The 25586-nt window shown below is 58.2% G+C and carries 26 protein-coding genes; 9 read left to right on the top strand and 17 right to left on the bottom strand.

The features are described 5' to 3' along the window. Nucleotides 1-3 precede the first annotated feature (3 nt). The 6 genes from trmB to ftsY all read right to left on the bottom strand — a co-directional run bounded on the left by trmB (nucleotide 4) and on the right by ftsY (nucleotide 5664). On the bottom strand, nucleotides 4-741 hold the full coding sequence (gene trmB / locus LC093_RS08660) for a tRNA (guanosine(46)-N7)-methyltransferase TrmB (protein ID WP_226664197.1): 738 nt from the start codon (nucleotides 739-741) through the stop codon (nucleotides 4-6). Between the two features lie 212 nt (nucleotides 742-953). Next, on the bottom strand, nucleotides 954-1331 hold the full coding sequence (locus LC093_RS08655) for a DUF423 domain-containing protein (protein WP_226664195.1): 378 nt from the start codon (nucleotides 1329-1331) through the stop codon (nucleotides 954-956). A gap of 268 nt (nucleotides 1332-1599) precedes the next feature. Continuing rightward, nucleotides 1600-2454: an RNA polymerase sigma factor RpoH gene (gene rpoH, locus LC093_RS08650; RefSeq protein WP_226664194.1), complete on the bottom strand. Its 855-nt coding sequence runs from the start codon at nucleotides 2452-2454 to the stop codon at nucleotides 1600-1602. 259 nt (nucleotides 2455-2713) lie between these two features. Beyond that, on the bottom strand, nucleotides 2714-3721 hold the full coding sequence (gene ftsX / locus LC093_RS08645) for a permease-like cell division protein FtsX (RefSeq protein WP_226664192.1): 1008 nt from the start codon (nucleotides 3719-3721) through the stop codon (nucleotides 2714-2716). Then, nucleotides 3702-4388 (bottom strand): cell division ATP-binding protein FtsE, encoded by a 687-nt coding sequence (gene ftsE, locus LC093_RS08640; RefSeq protein ID WP_226664190.1) that lies wholly within the window; start codon nucleotides 4386-4388, stop codon nucleotides 3702-3704. Before ftsE ends, ftsX begins: the two co-directional genes overlap by 20 nt. Nucleotides 4389-4623: 235 nt before the next feature. Continuing rightward, entirely contained in the window at nucleotides 4624-5664 is a 1041-nt protein-coding gene (gene ftsY, locus LC093_RS08635) for a signal recognition particle-docking protein FtsY (protein ID WP_413231501.1), read from the bottom strand. Nucleotides 5665-6052: 388 nt separating this feature from the next. Here ftsY and rsmD point away from each other — a divergent pair, with 388 nt between their 5' ends. From rsmD to ggt, 3 genes are all read left to right on the top strand, one after another. Then, on the top strand, nucleotides 6053-6649 hold the full coding sequence (gene rsmD / locus LC093_RS08630) for a 16S rRNA (guanine(966)-N(2))-methyltransferase RsmD (RefSeq protein WP_226664186.1): 597 nt from the start codon (nucleotides 6053-6055) through the stop codon (nucleotides 6647-6649). A gap of 94 nt (nucleotides 6650-6743) precedes the next feature. Further along, nucleotides 6744-7232 (top strand): pantetheine-phosphate adenylyltransferase, encoded by a 489-nt coding sequence (gene coaD / locus LC093_RS08625; RefSeq protein ID WP_226664184.1) that lies wholly within the window; start codon nucleotides 6744-6746, stop codon nucleotides 7230-7232. A 70-nt stretch (nucleotides 7233-7302) separates the two neighbouring features. Then, complete coding sequence (ggt, locus tag LC093_RS08620; protein ID WP_226664182.1) at nucleotides 7303-9039, top strand: gamma-glutamyltransferase; 1737 nt, start codon at nucleotides 7303-7305, stop codon at nucleotides 9037-9039. Between the two features lie 187 nt (nucleotides 9040-9226). Here ggt and LC093_RS08615 read toward each other — a convergent pair whose 3' ends face one another. From LC093_RS08615 to radC, 7 genes are all read right to left on the bottom strand, one after another. Continuing rightward, nucleotides 9227-10264, bottom strand: a complete 1038-nt coding sequence (locus LC093_RS08615) for a peptidoglycan-binding domain-containing protein (protein WP_226664180.1) — start codon at nucleotides 10262-10264, stop codon at nucleotides 9227-9229. Nucleotides 10265-10288: 24 nt separating this feature from the next. Then, nucleotides 10289-10738 carry a hypothetical protein gene (locus tag LC093_RS08610; RefSeq protein WP_226664179.1) on the bottom strand — a complete coding sequence of 150 codons (450 nt, stop codon included), beginning with the start codon at nucleotides 10736-10738 and terminating at the stop codon, nucleotides 10289-10291. 9 nt (nucleotides 10739-10747) lie between these two features. Next, nucleotides 10748-11221 carry a hypothetical protein gene (locus tag LC093_RS08605; RefSeq protein ID WP_226664177.1) on the bottom strand — a complete coding sequence of 158 codons (474 nt, stop codon included), beginning with the start codon at nucleotides 11219-11221 and terminating at the stop codon, nucleotides 10748-10750. Nucleotides 11222-11489: 268 nt separating this feature from the next. Then, the gene (gene mutM, locus LC093_RS08600) at nucleotides 11490-12305 is read right to left on the bottom strand and encodes a bifunctional DNA-formamidopyrimidine glycosylase/DNA-(apurinic or apyrimidinic site) lyase (protein ID WP_226664176.1); all 816 of its coding nucleotides are present in this window, start codon (nucleotides 12303-12305) and stop codon (nucleotides 11490-11492) included. Between the two features lie 299 nt (nucleotides 12306-12604). Next, the gene (gene rpmG, locus LC093_RS08595) at nucleotides 12605-12760 is read right to left on the bottom strand and encodes a 50S ribosomal protein L33 (protein ID WP_043319942.1); all 156 of its coding nucleotides are present in this window, start codon (nucleotides 12758-12760) and stop codon (nucleotides 12605-12607) included. 33 nt (nucleotides 12761-12793) lie between these two features. Continuing rightward, entirely contained in the window at nucleotides 12794-13030 is a 237-nt protein-coding gene (rpmB, locus tag LC093_RS08590; RefSeq protein ID WP_160151975.1) for a 50S ribosomal protein L28, read from the bottom strand. A 265-nt stretch (nucleotides 13031-13295) separates the two neighbouring features. After that, nucleotides 13296-13970 (bottom strand): RadC family protein, encoded by a 675-nt coding sequence (gene radC, locus LC093_RS08585; protein ID WP_226664743.1) that lies wholly within the window; start codon nucleotides 13968-13970, stop codon nucleotides 13296-13298. Nucleotides 13971-14109: 139 nt separating this feature from the next. On the opposite strand from radC, the gene coaBC reads away from it, so the two are divergent. The 4 genes from coaBC to slmA all read left to right on the top strand — a co-directional run bounded on the left by coaBC (nucleotide 14110) and on the right by slmA (nucleotide 19517). Beyond that, complete coding sequence (gene coaBC / locus LC093_RS08580) at nucleotides 14110-15324, top strand: bifunctional phosphopantothenoylcysteine decarboxylase/phosphopantothenate--cysteine ligase CoaBC (RefSeq protein ID WP_226664174.1); 1215 nt, start codon at nucleotides 14110-14112, stop codon at nucleotides 15322-15324. Nucleotides 15325-15405: 81 nt separating this feature from the next. Next, nucleotides 15406-17751, top strand: coding sequence for a phosphomannomutase/phosphoglucomutase (locus tag LC093_RS08575; RefSeq protein WP_226664172.1), 2346 nt, complete (start codon nucleotides 15406-15408; stop codon nucleotides 17749-17751). Between the two features lie 44 nt (nucleotides 17752-17795). After that, a complete protein-coding gene (gene argB / locus LC093_RS08570; RefSeq protein ID WP_226664170.1) occupies nucleotides 17796-18707 on the top strand; it encodes an acetylglutamate kinase in 912 nt (303 codons plus the stop codon). 198 nt (nucleotides 18708-18905) lie between these two features. Beyond that, nucleotides 18906-19517, top strand: a complete 612-nt coding sequence (gene slmA, locus LC093_RS08565; protein WP_226664167.1) for a nucleoid occlusion factor SlmA — start codon at nucleotides 18906-18908, stop codon at nucleotides 19515-19517. Between the two features lie 74 nt (nucleotides 19518-19591). Here the strand turns inward: slmA and LC093_RS08560 are convergent, their stop codons facing one another. Together LC093_RS08560 and pyrE are read right to left on the bottom strand one after the other, a co-directional pair. Next, a complete protein-coding gene (locus tag LC093_RS08560; RefSeq protein WP_226664166.1) occupies nucleotides 19592-20218 on the bottom strand; it encodes a hypothetical protein in 627 nt (208 codons plus the stop codon). Nucleotides 20219-20287: 69 nt separating this feature from the next. Beyond that, nucleotides 20288-20944 carry an orotate phosphoribosyltransferase gene (gene pyrE / locus LC093_RS08555; protein WP_226664162.1) on the bottom strand — a complete coding sequence of 219 codons (657 nt, stop codon included), beginning with the start codon at nucleotides 20942-20944 and terminating at the stop codon, nucleotides 20288-20290. A 122-nt stretch (nucleotides 20945-21066) separates the two neighbouring features. On the opposite strand from pyrE, the gene LC093_RS08550 reads away from it, so the two are divergent. Then, nucleotides 21067-21834 carry an exodeoxyribonuclease III gene (locus LC093_RS08550; protein WP_226664160.1) on the top strand — a complete coding sequence of 256 codons (768 nt, stop codon included), beginning with the start codon at nucleotides 21067-21069 and terminating at the stop codon, nucleotides 21832-21834. 93 nt (nucleotides 21835-21927) lie between these two features. Here the strand turns inward: LC093_RS08550 and LC093_RS08545 are convergent, their stop codons facing one another. Then, entirely contained in the window at nucleotides 21928-23640 is a 1713-nt protein-coding gene (locus tag LC093_RS08545; protein ID WP_226664159.1) for a hypothetical protein, read from the bottom strand. 231 nt (nucleotides 23641-23871) lie between these two features. Continuing rightward, nucleotides 23872-24591, bottom strand: a complete 720-nt coding sequence (gene rph / locus LC093_RS08540; protein WP_226664158.1) for a ribonuclease PH — start codon at nucleotides 24589-24591, stop codon at nucleotides 23872-23874. A 125-nt stretch (nucleotides 24592-24716) separates the two neighbouring features. Between rph and LC093_RS08535 the strand changes: the two genes are divergently transcribed. Then, entirely contained in the window at nucleotides 24717-25586 is an 870-nt protein-coding gene (locus LC093_RS08535; protein WP_226664156.1) for a YicC/YloC family endoribonuclease, read from the top strand.

Below are 25586 nucleotides of genomic sequence, written 5' to 3'. Positions count from 1 at the left end.
TGATTATACCCGCCGATATAACAGGTCCCAGACACCGTGCCCGAGGCGCTCGCCGCGGCGCTCGAATTTGGTTTGCGGACGGAATTCCGGGCGCGGGGCGTAGCTGCCTTTACCAGCGGTGTTTTCCAGCATTTCTTCTGCTTCAAGCACTTCCAGCATCTGCTCGGCATAGTTTTCCCAGTCGGTCGCCATATGCATCAGGCCGCCGGGTTTCAGTTTGCTGCACAGGAGTTTGACGAATTCCGGCTGCACAATACGGCGCTTGTTGTGCTTTTTCTTGTGCCAGGGATCCGGGAAGTACAGCTGGAAACGGTCCAGGCTGGCGTCAGGAATACAGTCATTCAGTACGTCGATGGCATCGGCCATATAGACGCGCAGGTTTTTGACTTCGGCTTTGCCGGCGTTGTTGATCAGGCGGCCGACACCGGGCGGGTGGACTTCGATACCGATAAAGTCTTTGTCGGTTTCCGCCTGCGTCATTTCCAGCAGCGAATCACCCATACCGAAGCCGATTTCCAGTACCACTGGCGCTTCACGTTCGAAGATGTCTTTCGGGTCAATACCACCGCCATACAGGGACAGACCGTAGGTGCCCCAGTAATTATCAAACGCGTTGCGCTGGCCCTCGGTCATGCGACCGCCACGGATGACGTAGCTGCGGATGGATTTCTTTTTGAATTCGGTGCGGTAGGGGAAGTCTTCTTCCTCGTTACCTTGTTCGTTGTTCGGTTCTTCTTGCATCTTTTACCTCTTAGCCCGGAGCACTGGTCTTGGGTGCTTCGTAGCTGGTGCTGGGGCGGCCAAGCACCGGGTATTTGTTTTCGGAACCGCTGTGGATACGTCCCTGTACGCTGCGTCGGCAACATCCCTGTTGCCGACGCTTCCGAAAACAAATACCCGGCACTTGGCCTTCGATTCAGGATTTTTCGCTCTTACCACCCTTGGTTTGGTGGTTACTTTGAATAATTCAGTGCGGCGATAAACAGAGCTATCCAGCCGCCAATCATCAGCGATCCGCCGAGTGGGGTGATTGGCCCCAGGATTCTCGGACCACCGAAAGTCAGGCCATAGAGGCTACCGGAGAAAAACAGGATACCTATGGCAAACAGGGCGCCGCTGACTACCAGTGAAGTTTTTGCGCCGATCTGATGAATCAGGATAGCCACGGCAATTAGGGCCAGGGCGTGGATCATCTGGTAGTGCACACCGGTTTTATAGGCTTCCAGCAGGTTTTCTGCGACTTTGTTGCGCAGGCCATGGGCGCCGAAGGCTCCCAAGACAACACCTGTGCCACCGAAAAAAGCAGCGAGCAATAAATATAATTTAGCCATTAGGGCTTTCCCTTCCTACCGGATTGCGGAGCTAAGAACTTAATGCGAAGGGGTGGTGCCGGGGATCTGTTTTCGGAAGCGTCGCAAACAGGATGTTTGCGCCGCAGCGCCCAGGGATGGGTTCACAGCGGTTCCGAAAACAGATACCCGGTGCCTCCCCGCCACCAAGCCTGCTTCAAGACCAAGACCACTAAACCCGAGCAGGCCTACATACGAAAAAACCGCGCCATAAGCGCGGTTCTCGAATCCGGATGATTCAGTCAGCCAATCAGGCCTCCATCGCCACCCGGACTTTTTTCATGGCGTTCTTTTCAAGCTGGCGGATACGCTCAGCGGAAACACCGTATTTGTCGGCCAGCTCGTGCAGCGTGGCTTTGTTCTCGCTCAACCAGCGGGCCTCGATGATATCGCGGCTGCGGTCGTCCAGCTTCTCCATCGCCACCGTCAGGTTGTTGACGCTGGTTTCCTGCCAGTTGTCCTGCTCCAGCATGGTCGCAGGATCGTAACGGCGGTCTTCCAGATAGTGGGCCGGAGCCTGCCAGGCAGATTCGTCATCGTCATCAACGCCGGCATCAAATGCCGCGTCGTGTGCCGCGAGTCGGCCTTCCATATCGTGTACGTGGGCAACGTCCACGTTCAACTCTGCGGCTACACGCTTGGCTTCATCGTTCGTCAGCCACGCCAGCTTTTTCTTCTGGCCACGCAGGTTGAAGAACAACTTGCGCTGCGCCTTGGTGGTCGCGATTTTCACAATGCGCCAGTTGCGCAGGATGAATTCGTGGATCTCCGCCTTGATCCAGTGCACTGCAAAGGACACCAGGCGAACACCTTTTTCCGGGTTGAAGCGTTTTACCGCTTTCATCAGGCCCACATTGCCTTCCTGAATCAGGTCGCCTTCGTTCAGGCCGTAGCCGGAGTATGACTTGGCAATGTGCACAACGAAGCGCAGGTGAGACATCACCAGCTGGCGCGCTGCGTCGAGATTCTCGTGATAGTAGAGGTCTTCCGCGAGTTTCTTTTCTTCCTCAGCGGAAAGGATCTCGAAACCACTCACTGTCTGGATATAGGCGTTCAGATTGGCGCCCGGAGCCAGCGTGTGGATCGGTTGTAAACTCGTTCCCATTCAGGTTTCTCCTCAAAACTCTTATTTGCCCCGCTTGCAGTCATACTGCGACTTGCGGCGGCGGCGCTGCCCGGCCCTTACAAGGCGTCCAGACGCGCTAAGTTGGCCACAGTGTAGCACCCACAGAGGGAAATGGAACCCCGCCTGTGAATGGCCGGCAAGCCTTGCCAGGCCTTGTTTTGCGGCAATTTAGATGAGTTATCCACAGGGAAAGTTCCACTGGCCGGGTGCGCTTTACAAAGATTTACGGACCAGGCGGTCAGCGCGGCTGTATCGCGGAAATATGGCGCGCCACCGCCATCCAGGCCCCGGAGAGCCCCAACAGGGCTGCACCACCTGCAAGCCCCGCAAAATAAGTAAATCCCGGTCCCTGCAAGCGGAAACCACTACCGTAGAGATTGGCCAGCCCGCCGACCGGCCCCGCCAGTAACCACACGCCAATACTCACCAACAGCCAGGCGATCAAGCCGCCGGCAAGACCGTAACAAAGCCCGGTGTACAGAAAGGGGCGGCGCACGAAGGCATCGGTAGCGCCCACCAGCTTGACCACCAGGATTTCTTCCCGGCGGTTTTCGATATGCAGGCGGATGCTATTCACCACCACCAGCAACACCCCCAGTGCCAGCAGGCATGCCAGCCCCAGGCTCAGGCGGCGGCCGAGCTCGGTCAACTGGGCCAGGCGCTGAACCCAGGCCATATCCAGTACCACGGAATCCGTCAGGGCACTCTCGCGAAGCTTTGTCGCCAGCGCTTCCAGCGCCGCGCTGTCCGAGCCCGCCGGTCGCACCAGAAGCACGGCCGGCAGGGGGTTACTGTCCATCCCCGCAAGCGCATCACCCAGCCCGGAGGCCTGCTGGAATTCAGCCAATGCCTCCTCCGGCGAGATATAGGTTACACCGGCCACCAGTGTGTTGGCCCTCAGCTCTTCGGCAAAACTTTGTACCGCGGCTTCTTTCGCACGCTTGTGTACAAATACGGAAATCTGCGGCTGCCCATCCCAGCCCGCCACCGCGCGCTGGAAGTTGGTAAGCCCTAACTGCAATGCCGCGGGCAAGGCCAGCGCAATAGCGATCACCAGCGCCGTCATACCGCTGGACATCGGGGACGCGAAGAAGCGCCGCCAGGCTTCGCGGGACATTTCCCGGTGGTGGCCCAGCCAACTGCGCAGGCGGTCGCCGGCACCGGTACGGGCGGTTACTGCGCCTGCGGCACGGCGCTCGGACACGGACTGCTGGGGCAGGGAGGAACTAGGAATACGCTGGTTCACGGCTCGGGTACCCGTCGTAGATCAGTTGGCCCGCCTGCAGGGTCAGCACCCGCTGTTGCATGCGCGCGATCAGTTCCAGGTCGTGGCTGGCGATCAGCACGGTCACGCCCACGGCGTTGAACTGGCGGAACAGTTGCATGATTTCTTCAGAGAGCTGGGGGTCCAGGTTACCGGTAGGCTCATCCGCCACCAGCAGCGCGGGCTTGTTGACCACGGCACGGGCGATACCGACCCGCTGCTGTTCACCGCCAGACAGCACAATGGGGTTCTGCTTTTCCTTGTGCAACAGGCCCACCTTGTCGAGCGCTGCGCGTACCCGGCGACCCACCTCACGCTTGCTGCAACCGGCCACTGACAGGGGCAGGGCGACATTGTCGAACACACTGCGGTCAAACAGCAGCTGGTGGTTCTGGAATACGATGCCGAGGTTGCGGCGGTAGTAAGGGATCTGGCTGTTGCGCAGGCGGTTCAGATTCTGCCCGCCGACAATGATGCTGCCGCGGGTCGGGCGCTCGATCGCGGTAAGCAGTTTCAGTAGGGTACTTTTACCGGCGCCGGAGTGGCCGGTAAGAAAGACCATCTCTGCGCGCTCGATCTCCAGACTGACGCGCCCCAGCGCATCCTGCCCGGACTCATAGCGTTTATTGACGTTATCGAATTGGATCATGAGCGCATTTTTGTTGTTTTTTGTTTCTGCAGTGGCACCGCCGTTGTGCCCTCAGGACTACGCGCGAAGGCGCTGATACCGGATCAATACCGGCCAAGCCGCGCCCTTGTACTTGTCATCCCGGTCTTAAGCCGGGATCCAGCCGCCACCGGGCCCAAAGCTCGCACTGGATACCGTACCGGATCTAGTCCGGCATGACGGCGCCGGTATGACGGCCGGAGCTTAGCCCAGCTAATCAGCCCTCAGCGCGATTGAACAATGCGGCGACAAAATCCTTCGCCACAAATGGCTGCAGGTCTTCGGCCTGCTCCCCTACGCCGATAAAGCGTACCGGAATCCCCAGTCGCTGCGCCAGCGCGAAAATCACCCCGCCTTTTGCCGTGCCGTCCAGCTTGGTCAGTACCAGGCCGCTCACGCCAGCCGCATCGCGGAAGGTTTCCGCCTGCGACAGGGCGTTCTGGCCGGTGCCGGCGTCCAGCACCAGCAGCACTTCATGGGGCGCACTCTCATCCAGCTTGCCCATCACCCGGCGCACCTTGGACAACTCCTCCATCAGGTTGGCCTTGTTGTGCAGGCGGCCGGCGGTGTCCGCGATCACCACATCGACACCGCGGGACTGGGCCGACTGGATTGCGTCAAAAATAACCGAAGCGCTGTCTGCGCCGGTGTGCTGCGCGACCACCGGCACATTGTGGCGCTCGCCCCACACCTGCAGCTGTTCCACCGCCGCAGCGCGGAAGGTATCACCCGCCGCCAGCATGACCGACTTGCCTTCGTTCAGGTACCGGTGCGCCAGCTTGCCGATTGTGGTGGTCTTACCCACGCCATTGACGCCAACCACAAGAATAACGAACGGCTTCTTCGCCTCGACCACCAGCGGTGCCTCAACGCTGTCCAGCAGACCGGCCAGCTCTTCTTGCAGCGCCTTATACAGGGCCTCACCGTTGGCGAGTTCGCGACGGGAAACGCGGTCGGTCAAGCGGTCAATGATTTCCGTGGTGGCCTCGACGCCGACATCAGCCATCAACAGCTGGGTCTCAAGCTCTTCCAGCAGCTCTTCATCAATTTCTTTGGCACCCAGGAACAGGTTGCCCATGCCCTCGGCAAACTGGCTGCTGGTACGCGAAAGTCCGCGGCGAATGCGCGCGAAGAAACCTTCTTTCTTCGGTTTTTCCTGTACCGCCGGTTGCGGGGCTGCCTCTTCGGTTGAGGGTGTTTCAGCGGGTATCCCGGCTTCCTCCCGAGGCTCGGGCTGCAGTTCCGATTGAGATTCCAGCGCCCCCTCTAGCGCGCCCTCTGTAGCAGTCTCCGCCGCTGCAGTCTCTATTTCCGCAGCGGGATCAAAGGAGGCTTCGGGTGCCTCTTCGACGGACAAATGCTCGCTCACCGGCTCATCGATGAGCGGGTGCTCAGGGACCCGGGGCGTTTCTTCCGGCGCCGCGGCATCGCCGCCGTCGGCAACTTCCGGGCTTTCTACCGGCTCGACGGCGGCATCTTCAGCCTTCGCCTTTTTCTTTTTGCGCAGAAAATCAAAAATCATCGTGGTGTGGAATCTTTGGCTGGTCTTCGCTGGCAGGCAGCGTTGGAAAGGCGCTAATCTTAGCACCGCTGGCTGTTTCGCACACAGTCACGTCTACTTGAATTTACCGCCCACAGGATTCCCCTTGTCCAGACATCGCAAACCCAGGTCTCAATCAAACCGCCAGCCGCAAGCCCAGTCACAGTTGCGTATCATCGGCGGCCGCTGGCGCGGGCGCAAAATTGCGTTTGCCCCGATCGAAGGGTTGAGACCCACCGGCGACCGGCTGCGTGAGACCCTGTTCAACTGGTTGCAGTTTTACCTGCCGGGATCCCGCTGCCTGGACCTTTTCGCCGGCTCCGGAGCACTGGGCCTGGAAGCCCTGAGCCGCGGCGCAGCGGCCGTGGATTTCGTGGAGCTGGATCCAGGCGCGGCACGGACGCTGCGCGAACAGCTGAAAGTCCTTGAGGCCGACAACGGGCAGGTACACAACTGCCCCGCGCAGGTTTTCCTGAGCCAGCCCGGCCAGCCCTGCAATCTGGTATTCGTGGATCCACCCTTTGCCGGAGACCTGTGGGCAGAAACCCTGTCCGCGCTGGAAACCAGTGGCCGCTTGGCCCCGGGGGCACTGATCTACGTGGAGTCGCCACGAGAAACGCCGCTGGCCGTACCCGGCAACTGGCAGCTGGAAAAGGAAAAGCAGGCGGGACAGGTAAAGATGCAACTCTTTACCCGTGGTTAAGCCGCAAATCCGGCATAAATCCGCGCATTTTTGAGCCGCGCCGCTAAATTGTTTAAGATGCGCGTCCCCTCAAGCCGGCAAGGCGATTTGCCCTATGAAAAAAGTGGTTTACCCCGGAACCTTCGATCCCATTACCAATGGTCATATGGACCTTGTGGAGCGGGCCTGTCGACTTTTTGACCATGTCGTGGTTGCTGTCGCTGCCAGCACCCGGAAAAACCCACTGTTTACGCTGGAAGAGCGGGTGGAGCTGGCCCAGCAGGAACTGTCCCACCTGAACAATGTTGAAGTCATCGGCTTCGATATCCTGCTCGCAGACCTGGTGCGCCAACTGGACGCCTACGGCGTAGTACGCGGCCTGCGCGCGGTGTCCGACTTCGAATACGAGTTCCAGCTTGCCAATATGAACCGTCAGCTGGCACCGCAAATGGAAAGCTTGTTCCTGACCCCGGCGGAACACCTCTCCTACATTTCATCTTCCCTGGTACGCGAGATCGCCTCACTGGGCGGCGATGTCACCAAATTTGTGCCCCCGGGCGTGCAGAAAGCGCTGCAGGAAAAGTACAACCGCCAGACCCCCTGACGTAGATTTCTACCTGTTCGAGCAGGTCTGATACACTCGGGCGATCCCAGTCACAGAAACCGGATCGCCCGTGTACAGACACCTCTTTTTCTCCATCGCTGCCTGCCTTTCCGCTTCTGTCTGCGCGCTTGCGCCCCAGGGAGAAGTACAGCCGGAAATCGCCACCGGCCGCACAGAAATCAAATCCGCTACCGCGCACAAATACATGGCGGTAACCGCCAACCCCCATGCGTCCAATGCTGCGGAGCAGATCCTCGCCAAAGGCGGCAGCGCCGTTGATGCCGCGATTGCCGCACAGCTGGTACTGAGCCTGGTAGAACCCCAGTCTTCCGGCATTGGTGGCGGCGCCTTCATGTTGAGCTACCGCGCCGATCAGGAAAAGCTGTACACCTACGACGGCCGCGAAACCGCGCCGATGGCGGTGGACGAAGACTATTTCATGCGCGACGGCAAACCACGCGGGTTTCTGGATGCGGTCATCGGCGGCAGCTCCGTGGGCGTACCCGGCGTCATGCGCATGCTCGAGCTGGCACACCAGCGCGACGGCAAGTTACCGTGGAAAGACCTGTTCCAACCAGCCATCGCCCTTGCCGAGCAGGGCTTCGCGATCTCGCCACGTCTGTACCAGCTCGCCGAACAATTGCCGCGGGTCGCGGCACGCCCCGCCATCAGCGCCTACCTGTTCGGGAAGGACGGAAAACCGCTGCCAGTGGGACACATTCTGAAAAACCCCGACTACGCGCAGACACTGCGACTGCTGGCCGGAGAAGGGGTTAAGCCGTTTTACGAAGGCGAAATCGCGGCGGCGATTGTCGACGCCGTAACGACGGATCCGGAAAACCCCGGTGTGATGACCCGCAAGGATCTCGCGAGTTACCAGGCGAAAGTCCGCGAACCGGTGTGTGGTGACTTCCTGGAATTCCGCTGGTGTGGCGCACCACCGCCATCTTCCGGCGGCACCACCGTCGGCGCCATGCTGGGTATGCTGCAACACTTCCCGCTGGACAAGTATGAGGTGGGCAGTGCGGAGCTGACGCACCTGTTTGTGGAAGCATCGGAACTCGCGTTTGCCGACCGCAATACCTACGCCGCCGACCCGGACTTCGTCGCCGTACCCACCACGGCGATGGTCGACCCTGCGTACCTCGCCTCTCGGGCACAGCTGATTGACCCCAGCCACGCACGGCCCGCAGTCGCTGGCAATCCGCTGGGGTTTGCCGAACAGCGTCGCACCGCCAAATCCCCGGAGCTTCCGAATACGAGCCACCTGTCCATCGTGGATCAATACGGCAACGGTGTGAGCATGACGACCAGTATTGAAACCGGTTTTGGTTCACGACTGCTGGTGAAGGGCTTCCTGCTGAACAATCAGCTCACGGACTTTTCCTTTACCCCCGTTAACGCTGACAAACAACTGGTGGCAAATCGCATCCAGCCGGGTAAACGCCCACGCTCGTCGATGTCGCCCACCATCGTATTCAACAAAGATGGCAGCCTGCGCCTGCTGGTGGGGTCGCCGGGCGGTTCACGCATCATCGATTACACGGCGCGTACCGCCCTTTACCACCTGGCCAAAGACATGCCCATCGCCGAAGCCATTCATGCAGGAAACATCGGCGCCATCGGCCATCAGGTAGAGGTAGAGCCGGAAACGCTTTCGGATGAGCAATTTGAAAAACTCGAGGCCATGGGGCATCGGGTCCTGCGCAAGGAACTGAATAGCGGCATTCACGCCATCGCGGTGATGGACGGTACGTTACACGGCGGCGCGGATACGAGGCGCGAGGGCAGTGCGGTCGGGCGGTGAGGGTGCCGATCTATACCCTGCAATGACAGAATTTGAACGATGGCCCGCCAGCCATCGTTCCCGAACACCGCCACCATCTAACCCTGCCTCAACCCGCCGCTACCCAGTAGCACCGGAAAACTGGAATCGACCAGTCTCCAAACAGCCCCCTGTGAGCCACCGCAATTAGCGGTGTCAGTTCTTGTGACTAAAACCAATCATCCAAAAACTTGCCAAAGTATTCACCGGACCACACATCCGCAACGACACCACGAAATACCAAGCCAGGACGATTTCCGTAGTTGACCACCGGAGCGCTCGGCACTTTGGCGTTAGGCAGCGCCTTGTTAAGCTGGGGGATCTCAAGGTGCCAGCACCTATCCTCGATGATCAGCCGGGAGATATATTCCTCTGCCTTGGTGGGTTGCTTATAGCGCATATTTTTCACTTCGGTCGACATGCCCATAAGTGCGATTTCAAAGTCTTTTCTCTTGGTGGCTTCCACACTGCTGTACGGAATGTCGAGAATATTATTTTTTTTGTAATCGGCTTCAGGCACACAATGCAGGGATACTCTCACCCCGCCTTTCGATATAGACGCTATTTTCTTTTCCATTAAAGAAATGACGTCCGCCCTGGCTTTCGACTTATTCTCGAAGTAGACCTCTTCGACCGATCTTCCGGCCGCGGCATAACCCCAGCCTCGCGCCGCTCTCAGACTACTGACAGAGGTTGCTGCCGGGAAGCTTGCACAGTTGTCATACATAATTCTCGCCTGGTCATGCATGGTACGTATGGTGCTGGAAATATCGCATTTCAGGATACCGCCAAAGCCCATCGCCAGCTTTACGACATTTTCGGAATAGGGGCTTAATACGCGTTTGGCGCTGGAGCGATATTGAATAGAGCGAGCCCCAGCGCCCGATTTCGCCGGAGACTCGCGGCGCAAGCCGTACTTTTTAGCCAGGACCGGAATCAAATCCTTATCAATTTCGATGGCTTTGGCCACCAGAACTTTCTCTGACCGCCCATTGGGATCAATGCGTCCATCCGGTTTTTTCAGCTTCACATAGAACGTTTGAAATTTTGAGACGGCATCTATTGTCATGGGCCCGGAAACCCCATCTACGCCGATTTCAGGCATCCGAAGATCTTGTTCGGAAAGTAATGCCAGCAGATCCTGTACAAATTGAACATCCGATTTTTTATTTTTCCCGCCAAACCCGACTGATCCTTCTATGTACACCGGAAACTCCCTGTAATATCAATTTTATTTGGCCGTATAATTGATCACGTAAAAGCTGTTATCGATATCGCTTGAGAAAGAAAACTGGTAAATCTTTCCATCAACATCGGTAAGGGGTAGCGAAAACTCTTCTTTATTTAGAGTGCGGTTTCTTTGCAGGCGCCCGCCTATTTTCTGGATAAATTCCTGGCTCACCCCAGCCAACGACATCATCTCGACAATTCGGCTGGCGAGCTCTTCCCTGGAGGGCGGTGAAGTGTAGAAGTAACTGGCATTGACGCCCCCGGATTCCCCCCTCCCAACCGCTAAAATCTCTCCGCTATCTCTAAGTTCAGTCTGGAGTTCAGAGCTATACTCGGTCGCACGGCTCACGCTGGCCTGGCCACTATAATTTTCGGAGCCGCTTTCCTCCGCACAACCAGCAAGCGGCATACAAACCAAAAAAACTGCGCTCACCATTTTCATAGCTTTCATAGTATTCCCTTAATGCTCTGGTGGAACCCAACGATAATGAATGACTGTTTCATACAGTGGGCTCGGCGAATCCTTGACCTGAACCCTGTGGCCCCCATTGGCCTCTTGCAGGGTAATCCCTCGGCGAAAATCCTCTTCTGAATACTTCACAACTTGTGAGGATATGGTGCGGGCGGTGTCTTCTGATGGAATCGCACTAACCAGCAATACTTTTATGTATTCTGACAGGCGACCGCTTTCATGCTCGATCAAGTAACTTGCTTTAACCCCAAGACCACAAAGATCGAAACGAGCGGTTACACTACTGCCGTCCTTCAAGGTTGCACTGTACTCTCCCTTCTCGGGTTCGAAGTGCTCCCGGACAACGCCTTCCACACCAGTAAACAAGGCTCTGGGTGTAGTGGAAATAACACACTCTTTCGCCATTAAACTTGACGAAGCAGCAAATAAAATAGTCGCCACCAGTCCTTTAAGTAACTGCATAACTTCTCCATTGCGGTTTGAATGGCTAAATAAGTGAATAGATTCTATGTTCAGGTGTGGCGGTATTCTACGCGGGTTATCACACGAATTTTATTTAAGGAAAGCGAAAGGAAGATTTGCGTTCAGGAAAACAAATGAAATAGGCGCCACAGTTATTCCGTAGCGCCTAAAGTTGCCCGTTATTTTTCATAAAGGAAGAGAAAAAATCTTAATAGGTACTGTCGTTTTAAGTTGAACCTATCAAGGCGATCGCGATTTTGCTTTTCGTTTAACGCTGACAGCGAGGACAGAAAAAGGTATTGCGTTGGCCAATAATCTGCTCGCGAATCGTGCCGGGGCAACGGGGGCAGGGTTGGCCAGCCCGGCCGTAGGCATTCAGTTGCTGAGCGAAGTAGCCTGGTTTGCCGTCGCCGCCGACAAAGTCCTTGAGCGTGGTTCCGCCCTGCTGGATCGCTGCGGCGAGAACGGTTTTGATGGCTTCCACCAATCGCTCGTAACGGGGGCGGGAGATTTTGCCTGCAGCAGTTTGCGGGCGGATGCCTGCCATGAACAGGGCTTCGCTGGCGTAGATATTGCCGACGCCGACGACGATACGGCCGTCCATGATGAAGGTTTTGACCGGGGCTTTACGCCCACGAGAGGCACTGAACAGGTAATCGGCGTGAAAGTCGTCGCTCAGTGGCTCGGGACCCAGGTGCGCGATGAGCTCGTGTTCTGCGGGATCTTCGGTTGTCCACAGCAGGGCACCAAAGCGACGAGGGTCATGGAAGCGCAGGCGCTGTCCGCTGTCCAGCAGCCAGTCGATGTGGTCATGCTTTTCCGGGGGCAGGCTCACATCCACCATGCGCAGGCTTCCGGACATTCCCAGGTGCCAGATTGCCATCCCCTTATCCGTTTCTACCAGCAGATACTTGGCGCGACGATCCAGGCGCAGGATACGCGCGCCACGAATCTTCTCAGCAAAATCCGCATCCACCGGCCAGCGCAGACTGTGCTGGCGGATTTCGCACAGTTTTACCTTGCGGCCTTCCAGGTGGGGGGCCAAGCCGCGTTTGGTGGTTTCTACTTCTGGTAGCTCGGGCATCGTTCGGGTTCCGGGGAAGCCAGTTATTTAGTCTGGTGGCGGCTCCGCTACCGGTAGCCCTTTGCCAGACACGCCGTGAACCCATCCATGGGGGCTCTGCAAAAACATCCTGTTTTTGACAAAACCCGCAGGGTTTTGGACGCCAAAGGCGCCCGCAGGGTGAGGGCCAGTATTGGCCCGAATCAACGTCTGGCAAAGGGCTACCGGCATCGAAGCCTTCGCTTCTAGCTTTCGTCCGTTCGACAGACACAAAAAAGCCCGGAAAACCGGGCTTTTTCGCGAACTAGCAAGGCAATCAATTACTTGATTTTGCCTTCCTTGTACATAACGTGCTTGCGAGCAACGGGATCGTACTTTTTGATCTCCATTTTCTCAGGCATGTTGCGCTTGTTCTTGTCAGTGGTGTAGAAGTGGCCGGTACCGGCGCTGGAATTCAGGCGAATCTTGTCACGCATTGCTCTATCTCCAATCTGCTATTAAAGCAGCAATTAAACTTTCTCGCCGCGCTTACGCAGCTCAGCCAGAACGGTATCGATACCTTTCTTATCGATAATACGCATACCTTTAGTAGAAATGCGCAGCTTAACGAAGCGCTTCTCTGCTTCTACCCAGAAACGGTGGGACTGCAGGTTCGGCACGAAGCGACGCTTGGTGCGGTTTTTGGCGTGAGAAACGTTGTTTCCGGTTACCGGGCGCTTGCCGGTTACCTGACATACCTTGGACATCTGATTGGCCTCTATAAAACTCTCGTGCCCTCAGCACTGAGGCGGGGCAGGGACTAAATTCGTTATCCAGCGGACCGCGGGATCTGTACAGAATCTGGCCCGGCCGCAAAGAGCGGCGTTTTATACCAGAACCCCCTATGCGGGGCAAGTTTTGATCAATATTTTTACTGTCTGGGCGGCCACTTTCGGTCGCCTCAATGAAGCCTCCCGCCTCGGATCACGGGGCCTGCGGCCCTTAGCCGTCACACGGACTCGAAAGCAGCAATCAAATCAAGCCCCGCTCCGCAAAGGAACAACCCTCGCCCTCACCGACAATCAAATGGTCCAGCACCCGGATATCCACGAGGGCCAGCGCATCTTTCAGCCGCCTGGTTATGTGAATATCCGCCTGGCTGGGCTCACTGACCCCGGAGGGATGGTTGTGGGCAAGGATAACCGCAGCGGCACCTTTGCCCAGCGCGGCCTGTACTACCTCCCGGGGATACACGCTCGCAGCGTTCAGGGTACCCTCAAACAGCTCTTCAAAGGCAATGACGCGGTGCTGACTGTCCAGAAACAGGCAACAGAACACCTCGCGGGTGCGATGCCGCAGCTGCGCGGACAGGTAGTCACGCACCGCCTGGGGGCTGGTCAGGACATCGGAGCGCTTGAGCTGCTCCGCCAGATGTCGGCGCCCCATCTCCAGCACAGCCTGTAACTGTACAAATTTGGCATCGCCAAGCCCTTTGCCCGCGCAGAATGCCTTGCGATCAGCTTCCAGCAGCGATCTCAGGCCACCAAAATCCGTTAATAGCTGTCGCGCCAAATCCACCGCGGAGACCCCTCGCAGCCCGGTGCGCAAAAAGATCGCCAGCAACTCCGCATCGGATAAATTACCCGCGCCCTTCGCCAGCAGCTTCTCCCGCGGACGTTCCTCCGGCGGCCAGTCGGTAATCGCCATCTTTCCTCCCTGAATAAGTGAATACTCGCTTTCCGTGCGAGATGCGTCAGACATATTGCCCGCCGCACTAAAGTGGTAACCTTACCGGCTACGCCTTTGTAGAGTTTCACAAATATTTCGAGTTACGGAAACGCAAAATATGTCCTCCCTGGCCAACAAACGGATATTGCTGGGCGTGTCCGGCGGCATCGCCGCCTATAAAAGCGCCGACCTGGTACGAAGGCTCCAGGATCGGGGCGCCAATGTGCGTGTGGTCATGACCGCAGGGGCACAGGAATTCGTGCGCCCGCTGACGTTCCAGGCCCTCTCCGGCAACCCGGTGCACACCGACCTATTGGATCCCGCTGCCGAAGCTGCCATGGGGCATATCGAGCTGGCCAAGTGGGCCGACTTTATTCTCATCGCGCCGGCCAGTGCCAGTGTCATGGCACGGCTCGCCGCCGGCATGGCCGATGACCTGTTGTCCACGCTGTGTCTCGCCTCGGAAGCGCCGCTGATACTCGCCCCGGCAATGAACCAGGCGATGTGGCGGCATCCCGCAACCCAGGCCAACGCACGTACACTGCAGGGTCGCGGCGTGACACTGCTCGGCCCGGCTGCCGGCAGCCAGGCCTGTGGGGATGTAGGGCCAGGGCGTATGTTGGAACCGCTGGATATCGTCGAACAGTTGGTTGAAACCCAGTTACCTCCGCAGGTGCTGGCAGGCAAAAAGGTCACCATCACCGCAGGCCCAACCCGGGAAGCGCTGGATCCCGTGCGCTATTTGAGCAACCACAGCTCCGGGAAAATGGGCTTTGCCATCGCCGCAGCAGCGGCAAGGGCCGGTGCCGCAGTCACCCTGATAGCCGGCCCGGTAAAACTGGATACACCCGCCGGCGTGCACCGGGTGGATGTAGTCAGCACCAACGACATGCTGGCTGCGGCCGAACAGGCCGCGGACGATTGCGATATTTTCATCTCCGCGGCAGCGGTAGTGGACTTCCGCCCGGCGGTTGTGGCCGAACAGAAAATCAAAAAGGAAGCCGGCAACGATGCTGACGTTTTATCGCTGGTTAAGAACCCGGATATCGTCGCCACTATCGCCGCACGTACCGCCAGGCGGCCATTTGTAGTCGGCTTTGCCGCGGAAACAGAGAAGGTGATCGCCCACGCGGAGGGCAAGCTTGCGCGCAAGCAACTGGATATGATCATCGCCAACGACGTCAGCGATCCCGAAGGCGGGTTTAACAGTGACCGCAACCAGGTCGTCGTGATAGACCCAAGCGGCCAGCAGGCTCTACCGGCCGGACTTAAAACCGAACTCGCGGCGCAGCTGATCGAACTTATCGCCGAGCGAGCAGCGACAGCTCGCTGATCCGCGGCAGCAATACAACAAAAATACAGATACAACAGCACCCAAGTTATCGCTTAACACATATTGGTCTGGGTAGATTTCGTGGCATCACAAACACAAACAGAAAAAAAACCGCTGCTGAATAGCGGAATACTCCTACCGGCCCTGCTGGTCGCAGCCATTTGGCTCGGAGGGAGCCACCTGCTGTTTACCAATATCATCGCCGAACGCAATGCAGCCAGTGTACAAGCGGCGAGCCAGCAGGCCGCCGATGACCTGGCAGCGCAACTGCAACCCTTTTTCAGCACTCAGAGAAAAAAGCTACAGGATTTTTCATCCGAGCCCGGGGGCTCCACCAGAAGCCGCAGCAGCAAGGTCTTGCCACAGGCATCGGTACAGCTTTTCGCGCCGGAAGAGCTCAGTGTGGGCGTCGGCAAGCCTCCCCTGAGTTTTGCTCTGGTGGACCTGCTCAAGCGCAGCCTGGAGGGACAACAACCGCAACCCGAGTTCCTTCAGGGAAGCGACAGGCAATGGCACCTGTACAATGCCGTTGCCGATACCCGCGGCGCACTTCTCATTGAACAGCCGTTCACGGTGTTCACCCAACAGCTCGACGCGCTCGATCTGAGTGCCGGCAAAGTACAGATCAGCCAGCAGTTTGCCGACGGCCCGGCGCGATCGCTGTGGACGTCACCCGTTTCCGAATCCACGGGTAACGCAGCAACTGCCAAGGTGCCTGGCAGCCATTTACAAGTTTCGCTCAGTCCCTCTGCTGCGTTCGTTGCTCAACACAGTATCCCCGCCAGCTGGATCTATACGCTGGCGACACTCGGTCTACTGGGCACCCTTTATGTCCTTTGGCGCAATACGCCTGGTGACACGGCAGCCCCCTGGGAAAAGGCGGCGCGACGCGGCTCCACCGCCAAGGACAAGCTGCGCAAAGAGGACCTCGAGGCCAAGCCCACAGCCGCGCAACCCGCGGCAGTGGCAACGGAGCCTCAAGCCGCGGCCGCGGCACCGCAGGCCGAGGAGGGGACGGCCGACCACCGCGCGCTGATGCGCACGCCCAGCACGGACTTCCCGCGCCACGTATTTCGCGCCTACGACATCCGTGGCGTGGCAGGGGAAGAGATCAACGAACCTTTTGCCTACCAGCTCGGCCGCGCACTGGGCACGCTTGCGCTACAGGCCGGCGAGGAAATCCTGCTGATCGGCCGCGACGGCCGCAACAGCAGTGAGATGCTGAGAGACTGCCTGATCGAAGGTATTCTGGAGAGCGGCTGTAATGCTGTGGATCTGGGGCTGGTGCCATCCCCGGTACTGTATTTCGCCTGCGCCAAAGCCAAAAACACCAGTAGCGGTGTGGTAGTGACCGCGAGTCACAACCCGGCAGATTACAACGGCTTCAAGATGGTACTTGGCGGACGCCCCCTGGCCGATGACAAGCTGGCGGACGTTTACGAGCTGATGAAGTCGGGCAAAGTGGCCAGCGGCCAGGGCAGCCACCACCAGCAGGATGTCAGCGAAGCCTACATCGATGAAATCTTCAATGACGTCGCTCTCGCCGGACAGCCCCAGATCGTGATTGATGCCGGTAATGGCGCCACGTCGGAGCTGGCACCGGAGCTTTTCGAACAACTTGGCTGCGCCGTAGAAACGCTCTACTGCGAAGTGGACGGCAATTTCCCCAACCACGCACCGGATCCCTCACGCCCGGAAAACCTGCAGGCGCTTATAGAAGCGGTAAAAAATTCTGGTGCCGACCTGGGTATCGCCCTCGACGGCGACGGCGACCGGGTAACCCTCATCACCAGCAGCGGCCGCATCGTCTGGGCCGACCAACTGGTAATGCTGCTGGCAAGGGACATCCTCGCCCGCAACCCCGGTGCCGATATCGTATTCGACGTTAAGAGCTCCCGTGCACTGGGCGACCTGGTCAACCAGTATGGCGGCCGCCCAATCATGTGGAAAACCGGCCACGCGCCGATGAAAACCAAAATGCTCGAAACCGGCGCCCTGCTGGGTGGTGAGCTTTCCGGGCATATCTTTATCAAGGATCGCTGGTACGGTTTCGACGACGGTAGCTACGCCGCGGCCCGTGTACTCGAAATCATGGCACTGCGTGAACAGTCACTCGACGAGCTGATTGACTCTCTGCCGCAAATGATCAATACCCCGGAAATCCTGCTGCCGGTAGCGGAGAGCGAAAAATTCGCGCTTGTCGACCGGTTGCGTGCATCGGGCAAATTCGGCCAGGCGGACCTCAACACCATTGACGGCCTGCGCATAGAATTCGCCGATGGCTGGGGCCTGGTACGCGCTTCGAATACCACCGCGGCATTGACCCTGCGTTTCGAGGCCGACAACGAACAGGCGCTTGAGCGCATCCGCCAGGTGATCGCCAGCCAACTACAGAAACTCGATCAGTCCCTGGTACTCCCGGGCTGATCACACTATCCCAGCAGTAAGACCCGAGCGGTAAGGAATACGCCATGTCCCTGGATCAGAAGTCCGCCCTGCGCGTCGCGCAGGTTCTCAATGAAGCGCTGCCCTATATCCAGCGCTTCATCGGTAAGACCGTCGTAGTGAAGTTTGGCGGCAACGCCATGGTGGACCAGGAACTGCAGAACAGTTTCGCCCGCGATGTCATTCTGATGAAGCTGGTGGGCATGAACCCGGTTGTGGTGCACGGCGGCGGGCCACAGATCGGCGACCTGCTGGACAAGCTCAGCATCGAATCGCGCTTTGTGGATGGCATGCGGGTTACCGATAGTGAAACCATGGACGTGGTGGAAATGGTGCTCGGCGGTACCGTCAACAAGCAGATCGTCAACCTGATCAACAAGAACGGCGGCCGCGCCGTGGGCGTTACCGGCAAGGATGGCCTGCTGATCCGCGCGAAAAAGCTCCGCCGCAAAGAGGATTCTGCGGGCCTGCACGCTTCCGAGATCATCGACATCGGCCATGTGGGCGAAGTAGACAGCATCGACACCGGCGTGATCGATATGCTGATCAACAGCGACTTCATCCCGGTAATTGCCCCGATCGGGGTAGGTGAGCATGGCGAGTCCTACAACATCAATGCGGACCTGGTCGCCGGCAAGATTGCCGAATACCTGAAAGCGGAAAAGCTGATGTTGCTCACCAATGTCGCGGGTTTGCAGGACAAGAATGGCGAAGTTCTCACCGGTCTTTCGACCCTGGAAGTGGACGGCCTGATCGCCGACGGCACCATTTACGGCGGCATGCTGCCAAAAATCGCCTGTGCGCTTGATGCCGTAAAGGCGGGCGTCACATCCGCGCACATTATCGATGGGCGCGTGCCGCACGCTGTGCTGCTTGAGATCTTCACCGACACCGGCGTAGGCACCCTGATCACCAATAGCACCCTGAGTCCCGCGTGAAATTTGTCACATTAACGATGTTAACAAGCGCTAACAATTGATGGCGCGGCGGCGAATGGTTAGGATTCCGCCGCCGGCACAAGGCTTTTCAGCGACATTCGACGGGCTTCTGACACCCAGCGCCGAAAACCGATCAACAAAAAAGCGGGCACAACAACAAAATCAGTTCCCGGCTGAACTCCCGGGTATAGGCAGTCAATGAGCAGCGAAAAAATCAATCGGCGCCAGCAGATACTGCAGGCCCTGGCCCATATGCTGGAAGCCAGCCCCGGCGCCCGCATTACCACCGCGGCACTGGCCAAAGAGGTGGGCTTTTCCGAGGCGGCCCTCTACCGCCACTTCCCCAGTAAATCCAAAATGTTCGAGGGACTGATCGAGTTCATCGAAGAAACCATCTTCAGCCGGATCAAGCTGATTGTGCAGGAAGAGCCCAGCGCGCTGGCGCGCTGCCAGAAAATCCTGCACCTGCTGCTGGCCTTCTGTGAGCGCAATCCGGGCATTACCCGGCTGCTCACCGGCGACGCCCTGACCGGCGAAACCGAGCGCCTGCACGGCCGTATCCTGCAGCTGTTTGACCGCCTGGAAACCCAGCTCAAGCAGATCCTGCGCGAGGCAGAGTTGCGGGAACAGTTGCGACCGGCGATTCCTTTGACCGCAGCGGCGAACCTTCTGCTCTCCAGTGCGGAAGGCCGGATCGTTCAGTACGTACGCAGTGGTTTCAAACGCCGCCCAACCGAGCACTGGGCGGAACAGTGGCCTGTACTGGTCGCGGGCTTTTTCCGCGAGAGTGCGCTGGCTGCGCAGGCGTAAAGACGGCTGCGGAAAGTGAAGAAAGCAGCCCTGAGCGGGAAGAAAGAAGCTCTGAGCGGGAAGAAAAAAGCCGGCTACTTGCCGGCTATTTCCTGATATCGGTTGGATGCCTGGTCATACTCGCCGTTGATCGCCACGGCTTCTTTTTCGCGCAGTGAAAGCCGTTCTTTGACCACACCGACCTCGGTGCGCAGGTTTTCGATACGCTCCAGGAGCTCTGGAGAAACCGTGTCACCATTGCGCTGGGTGCGCGCGGCAACCGCCTCTTCGCTCTCGATCTGACGTTCCAGGCTGACCAGATTGGAGCGCAGGATCGCCATATCCTGCTGCACGATTGCGAGCTTGCGCTTGCGCGCAGATTCGATGTCGGCAACGCTGTTGTAGCGTTTGAGCAACTGCAGATCGGCGGCCTCACGGGCCTCACGGCGCTTCTTTTCCGCCAGTTGCTTGCCGGTGAGCTCCGGCTCAACCACTTCAAGTACCCGCCCGGACGGAGTCATCACCTCGTAACCGCCGGCCACATACCGTGGGGGCACGAGATCGTCCAGCACCTGGACGCCGTGTTCGTTGGTATAGCGGTAGAGAACCTTGCCATCCCAGTTCTTCTCTGCAGCACTGACATCCATTGTCAGCAGAGCGCCGGCCAGTGCCAGCGCAAATGCGGTATTCACGAAAACCTCATTTTTTATTCTGTTTTTCATTTTACTTCCGACCTGTAGCGACAATCCCTTCGCGCCGCGCTTAGGCAGGTACTATACACGCTTCCCGGGTTACCCCCTGGAACTGACGCCGTAACGCTGCCGGTAGTCGATAATTCGTGCCAGCAAATCGTCGCTGCCGGCTTCCGCCTTAAGATAGGCAATAATATCGTCAAGTTCCACAATACCGATCACAGGAATGCTGTATTCCTGCTCAACCAGCTGAATTGCGGACATGTCGGTATTGTCATTGGCCTTTTCCTGACGGTTGAGACCGATCACCACTCCCGCAGGTTCTGCGCCCTGCTGGCTGATAATCTGCATGACCTCCCGCACTGCGGTACCCGCGGTAATGACATCATCGATAATCAAAACCTTGCCTTTGAGCGGCGCACCCACTAAGGTTCCGCCCTCGCCGTGGTCCTTGGCCTCTTTCCGGTTATAACAGAAGGGTTTATCAACCCCTTTCTGCGCCAATGCCACCGCGGTTACCGCACCCAGCGGGATGCCTTTGTAGGCCGGCCCGAATATGACATCAAACTCCACTCCTGAGGCAATAATCGCCTCGGCATAGGCGTTGCCCAGAGCGGCCAACGCCGCACCGCTGTGGAAACGGCCGGCATTGAAGAAATAGGGACTCTGGCGGCCTGATTTCAGTGTAAAGTCCCCGAAACAGAGCACATCGTGCTCCAGGGCCAGTTGGATAAAGTCGCGCTGGTACTGCTGCATGGCAATTTGATAACTATTGGCTAAGGTGAAGGAAGATCCCCACGGAATGGGGAGCGGCTATAGAAAATGTTCAGACGAATAACGACTGCAATTTTACACAGTCCGCTGGTAAGGGGCTAATAATGCGAATAGTGAGTTTGTCCGTAGATGGCGTGCACCAGGCTGCACAGCGCGGACTGTATGATTGGCTGGCAGAGCAGGACGCAGACATCATTTGCCTGCAAGATCTACGCTCACTGGAACCGGAACTCGATCACCCGATATTCCATCCGGATGGCTACTACAGCTACTTCTTCGATTCCGGGACGCCCCACGAAAACGGCGTCGCCATCTATACCCGTGCGCAGCCAAAAGCGCTGATCTATGGCATGGGCTTCGCGAATGGCGTTGATATGTACGGCCGCTACCTGCAGGCCGACTTCGAGCGCCTGAGTGTGGGCTCTCTGCTGGCGCCGGTGGCAACCGACGAGGCCTCTCTGGAGGTCAAAGTACAGTTCTTCGACGATATGCAGGCCCATTTGGCCAAAATCAGCCGCAAGCGCCGCGACTTTATCTTCTGCGGCAACTGGGGCATGGCTCACCGCCGCGCAGACGTCCAGAACTGGCAGGATCACCAGGACACCCCCGGGTTCATGCGTCACGAACAGCGCTGGCTCGACCAGCTGTTCAATGAAATCGGCTATGTGGACTCTTTCCGTCGCGTGGTGAAAGACGCCGATGAGTTCACCTGGTGGCCCAGCGGCGAAGTCGGTAAGGGCGACGGCTGGCGCACCGATATGCAGATCGTGTCGCAGACCCTGAAAAACAAGATCGAGTACGGGGCCATTAACAAGAATGTGACCTTCTCCAGCCACCTGCCGGTGATCATGGATTACGACCTCGAGGTCTGAGGCGCGGGCACTCGCCATACGACACCATGAAAAGGGCGCTCTCGATGCGCCCTTTTTTGTGCCTGAAAATCGCTGCCTGAAATGTGCCCGGCGCTAGCGTATACGCGACGCCTTCAGCTTCACATCCGCATTGCGCCACGCCTTTTTGAAGCGGGCGCCTATCAGCTCTGCCTCATCGTGTTTCCGCTGCTTGCGCAGGGCTTCAGCGAGGCCGTACAGCGCCCAACCATTGTCCGGGTATCGGTTCAGGTTCTGCCAGTAGACCGTTTCTGCCTCGCCTGCGCGGCCTGCCTCCAGCAGCACGGCCCCCAGGGCGAGGCGCGGTGGGTAATGCCATTCGGTGGGCTCGGTGTAAACAAGCCCTTCTTCAAGGCGCACAGCGCGCTCGAGATGCCCGACTGCGGCATCAAACTCACCCCTGGCCGCAGCAATTTCTCCCGCCAGCACTTCCGGCGCAATCGCCAGGACGGCAGCCGCGCTGTTCGGGGAAAACATCGTGTAGTCCATCCCCTTGTCCGCAGCGATCTTCTGCACCTGCTCCAGCTCCTTTTGCGCCGCATCCAGATTACCTTTTCCCACCTGCGCAAGACCACGCACATAGTGCCAGGCACCGGTCAGGAACAGATCCTTCGGCGGCTCCGGTAGCGCCAGGACCTCATCCCACTTGCCGAACCGTGCCAGAGCCCAGTAGGGCACCACGCGAAAGCCCGCCAGCAGGGGCATTTCCGCCAGCGCCTCGTCAGAAATCTGTGCCGCCGTCTTGTTGGCGGCGTCTATCGCGGCCTCGCTGCGCCCCTGTGCGGTGGTCGCAAACCACAGGAAGTGGATGTTGTGGGGGTAGTAAGCCATCGGGTAAATCCCCTGGGCACGACACTGGCTGATGTAATCCTCGTCGGCTGCAATGGCGCGCTCGTTGGTCTTGGCGGAATCCTCGTAGCGGCCCACCCGCTGGTAGATATGCGCCGGCATATGCACGATATGCCCGGCGCCCGGCATCAAGCCGCTGAGGGCATCGGCAGCCTTTTCCGCCCGCTGTGGCTGATTGGTGGGCTCAATCAGGTGAATGTAGAGGTGCAACGCCCCGGGATGCTTGGGGTTGCGCTCCATTACCGATTCAAGCAGCCCAACAATGTCTTCTGTACCCTCGTAGGGAGTTCCGTCTCGCATCCAGTAATTCCAGGGGCGCAGGTCCATCATGGATTCCGCGTAAAACGTCGCGATATCCAGATCATCGGGAAATTGCCTGGTGACCTCTGCCATGGCGCTGGCATAGTCGCTATCGCCTTTGGCACGGTCTGTGGGATCTCCGCTATAGCGCTTCGACAGCGCGCCAATCAGGGCGCGCTCGCGGTCATTCAGTCCGCCCTGCAGGGAAACCGCCTGCTGTACCAGTTCGTAGGCCCTGGGTTCATTTTCCTGATCCATGGGCACATTGATATTTGGCCCAAGTACCAGAGCCTGGCCCCAGTAGGCCATGGCGCATTTGGGATCCAACCGCGCCGCTTCGCGGAAAGAGCGACCCGCTTCTGCGTGATTGAAGGCGTAGGCGAGATTAATGCCCTGATTGATAAATTGCTGCCCGCGTTCCGAGGCACAACTCACGGGAAAGGTGTGGCGGCCCAGATTCTGCAATCGTGGCGCCACTGCTCCTGAGGGTGCCGGCTTGTCCGCCACAGGTTCGCGGTAGTGTTTATGGTGGGGTTTGCTTTCCTGTCGGAGGTGCTGGGCGCTGGACGCGCCCGTGGTCAGCAGGGCGACAATCGCCACTAGCACCACAGGGGAAGTTACAACCAGGCTGCTATTCATTGTTCATTCTCATCCATATCCTGGGTCTGGGTGAGAAGCCTAATGGCAATTCGGACGGGGCGCGGCGGTTAGAAGTGGCAGGACCTGCCAAATTTTTTAGTCGGGGAGGGCGTACGCGCCTGACACAGTAAAATCGCGTCGCAGTCCTTAGCCAACGCCAATGCGTTCGCCAAACTGCCAACGGCGCGCTGCCGCCAACACCCTTTCACCGGGTGCCAGCGGCATCTCAGGTTACTCGGCCAGTGCTTTTTTCTGCAGACTGATGAGCTCCTTGATACCAGCCTTACCCAGGGCCAGCATCTCGGCAAATTGATGCTCGGTAAACGGTGCACCCTCGGCGGTGCCCTGAACCTCGATCATACCGCCATCTTCCGCCATCACCAGATTCATATCGGTATCCGCATTACTGTCTTCCGGGTAGTCCAGATCCAGCACCGCTTCGCCGTCGTAAATACCGACAGAGATCGCCGCTACCATATTTTTCAGCGGGTCAGTCGCAATCATTTTTTCCCGCTGCATATAGCGAATGGCGTCAACCAGAGCGATACAGGCGCCAGTAATGGAAGCCGTACGGGTGCCGCCATCCGCCTGGATGACATCGCAATCCAGCGTAATCTGGTGCTCGCCCAGCAGCTTCAGATCTACCGCCGCGCGCAGGGAGCGGCCTATCAGGCGCTGGATTTCCACGGTGCGCCCGCCCTGTTTGCCACGTGCCGCCTCACGTCCCATCCGGGTGCCGGTAGAGCGGGGAAGCATGCCGTACTCGGCGGTGATCCAGCCGCTGCCCTGCCCACGCAGGAAACGCGGAATGTCCGCTACGACCGTCGCGTTACACAACACCTTGGTGTCGCCGAACTCCACCAACACGGAACCCTCCGCGTGGCGCGTGTAGTTGCGGGTGATACGCACTTCGCGCAATTGCTCTGGTTTGCGGCCGCTCGGTCGCTGCATAAGACACCTCAGTTTTGCGTCAAATCATTCAAGGCCCGGCATTATAGCCATCAATTCCCCTAATCACCCTGTGCTATGCTGTGCCGCTCTTTTTCTAGTAAGCAGCTTTTCTGGAGCACGGCAGTATGGCCAACAACAAAGTGCGCAGCATGACCTCCTTCGGCCGTGCCGAAGTGAACTTCTCTACCGGCACCACCGTGTGGGAAATGCGCTCCGTCAACCATCGCTATCTGGAACCGCACTTCCGCCTGCCGGAGGCCGCCCGTTCACTGGAACCCAAACTGCGCGAAGTCCTGCGCAAGACTCTGAACCGCGGCAAGGTGGAAATGACCCTGAACCTCAAGGCCACCAGTGGTGAAGTTACCGGCCTGCAGGTAAACCAGGCACTTGTCGACCAGTTAATCAAAGCCGCAAAACAGGTGGCACCGGACAACCCGCCATTAAATCCACTGGAAGTGCTGAAGTGGCCAGGGGTCATCGCCGAACCGGAAACCGATGCCGACGAGCAGGCCAGCGCAATCCTCGATGGCTTCAAGCAAGCACTCAAACAGATGGTGGAAAATCGTGAGCGCGAAGGCGCAGAGCTGGCGGGTTTTATCGAAGCCCGTCTCGTGAGTATCGACGAACAGGTCACCACCGTGCGCGCACTGCTGCCACAAATTCTGCAAAACCAGCGTGAAAAACTTAAAACGCGCCTGGAAGAATTACTGGAAGAAATCGACAGGGATCGCATCGAACAGGAAATCGCTCTGCTCGCACAGAAGGCGGATGTCGATGAAGAGCTCGACCGCCTGGACGCCCATATCACCGAGACCCGTCGTGTATTGAAAAACGGTGGTCCCATCGGACGGCGCCTGGATTTCCTTATGCAGGAATTCAATCGCGAAGCGAATACGCTCTCGTCAAAAGCCGTAGTGACAGACACCACTCAGGCCGCGGTGGAATTGAAAGTCCTGATCGAGCAGATGCGAGAACAGGTGCAAAACATCGAGTAA

This window comes from Microbulbifer aggregans, from assembly GCF_020524005.1.
GTDB classification, from domain to species: Bacteria; Pseudomonadota; Gammaproteobacteria; order Pseudomonadales; family Cellvibrionaceae; genus Microbulbifer; species Microbulbifer aggregans_A.
This window is presented reverse-complemented; position numbering and strand designations above follow the sequence as displayed.

Bases quoted from the DNA above. Each gene is read 5' to 3' on its own strand.
- trmB (WP_226664197.1), bottom strand. From the start codon at position 741: ATGCAAGAAGAACCGAACAACGAACAAGGTAACGAGGAAGAAGACTTC.
- LC093_RS08655 (WP_226664195.1), bottom strand. From the start codon at position 1,331: ATGGCTAAATTATATTTATTGCTCGCTGCTTTTTTCGGTGGCACAGGT.
- rpoH (WP_226664194.1), bottom strand. From the start codon at position 2,454: ATGGGAACGAGTTTACAACCGATCCACACGCTGGCTCCGGGCGCCAAT.
- ftsE (WP_226664190.1), bottom strand. From the start codon at position 4,388: ATGATCCAATTCGATAACGTCAATAAACGCTATGAGTCCGGGCAGGAT.
- coaD (WP_226664184.1), top strand. From the start codon at position 6,744: ATGAAAAAAGTGGTTTACCCCGGAACCTTCGATCCCATTACCAATGGT.
- LC093_RS08610 (WP_226664179.1), bottom strand. From the start codon at position 10,738: ATGAAAGCTATGAAAATGGTGAGCGCAGTTTTTTTGGTTTGTATGCCG.
- LC093_RS08605 (WP_226664177.1), bottom strand. From the start codon at position 11,221: ATGCAGTTACTTAAAGGACTGGTGGCGACTATTTTATTTGCTGCTTCG.
- mutM (WP_226664176.1), bottom strand. From the start codon at position 12,305: ATGCCCGAGCTACCAGAAGTAGAAACCACCAAACGCGGCTTGGCCCCC.
- rpmG (WP_043319942.1), bottom strand. From the start codon at position 12,760: ATGCGTGACAAGATTCGCCTGAATTCCAGCGCCGGTACCGGCCACTTC.
- rpmB (WP_160151975.1), bottom strand. From the start codon at position 13,030: ATGTCCAAGGTATGTCAGGTAACCGGCAAGCGCCCGGTAACCGGAAAC.
- radC (WP_226664743.1), bottom strand. From the start codon at position 13,970: ATGGCGATTACCGACTGGCCGCCGGAGGAACGTCCGCGGGAGAAGCTG.
- coaBC (WP_226664174.1), top strand. From the start codon at position 14,110: ATGTCCTCCCTGGCCAACAAACGGATATTGCTGGGCGTGTCCGGCGGC.
- argB (WP_226664170.1), top strand. From the start codon at position 17,796: ATGTCCCTGGATCAGAAGTCCGCCCTGCGCGTCGCGCAGGTTCTCAAT.
- slmA (WP_226664167.1), top strand. From the start codon at position 18,906: ATGAGCAGCGAAAAAATCAATCGGCGCCAGCAGATACTGCAGGCCCTG.
- LC093_RS08560 (WP_226664166.1), bottom strand. From the start codon at position 20,218: ATGAAAAACAGAATAAAAAATGAGGTTTTCGTGAATACCGCATTTGCG.
- pyrE (WP_226664162.1), bottom strand. From the start codon at position 20,944: ATGCAGCAGTACCAGCGCGACTTTATCCAACTGGCCCTGGAGCACGAT.
- LC093_RS08550 (WP_226664160.1), top strand. From the start codon at position 21,067: ATGCGAATAGTGAGTTTGTCCGTAGATGGCGTGCACCAGGCTGCACAG.
- LC093_RS08545 (WP_226664159.1), bottom strand. From the start codon at position 23,640: ATGAATAGCAGCCTGGTTGTAACTTCCCCTGTGGTGCTAGTGGCGATT.
- rph (WP_226664158.1), bottom strand. From the start codon at position 24,591: ATGCAGCGACCGAGCGGCCGCAAACCAGAGCAATTGCGCGAAGTGCGT.
- LC093_RS08535 (WP_226664156.1), top strand. From the start codon at position 24,717: ATGGCCAACAACAAAGTGCGCAGCATGACCTCCTTCGGCCGTGCCGAA.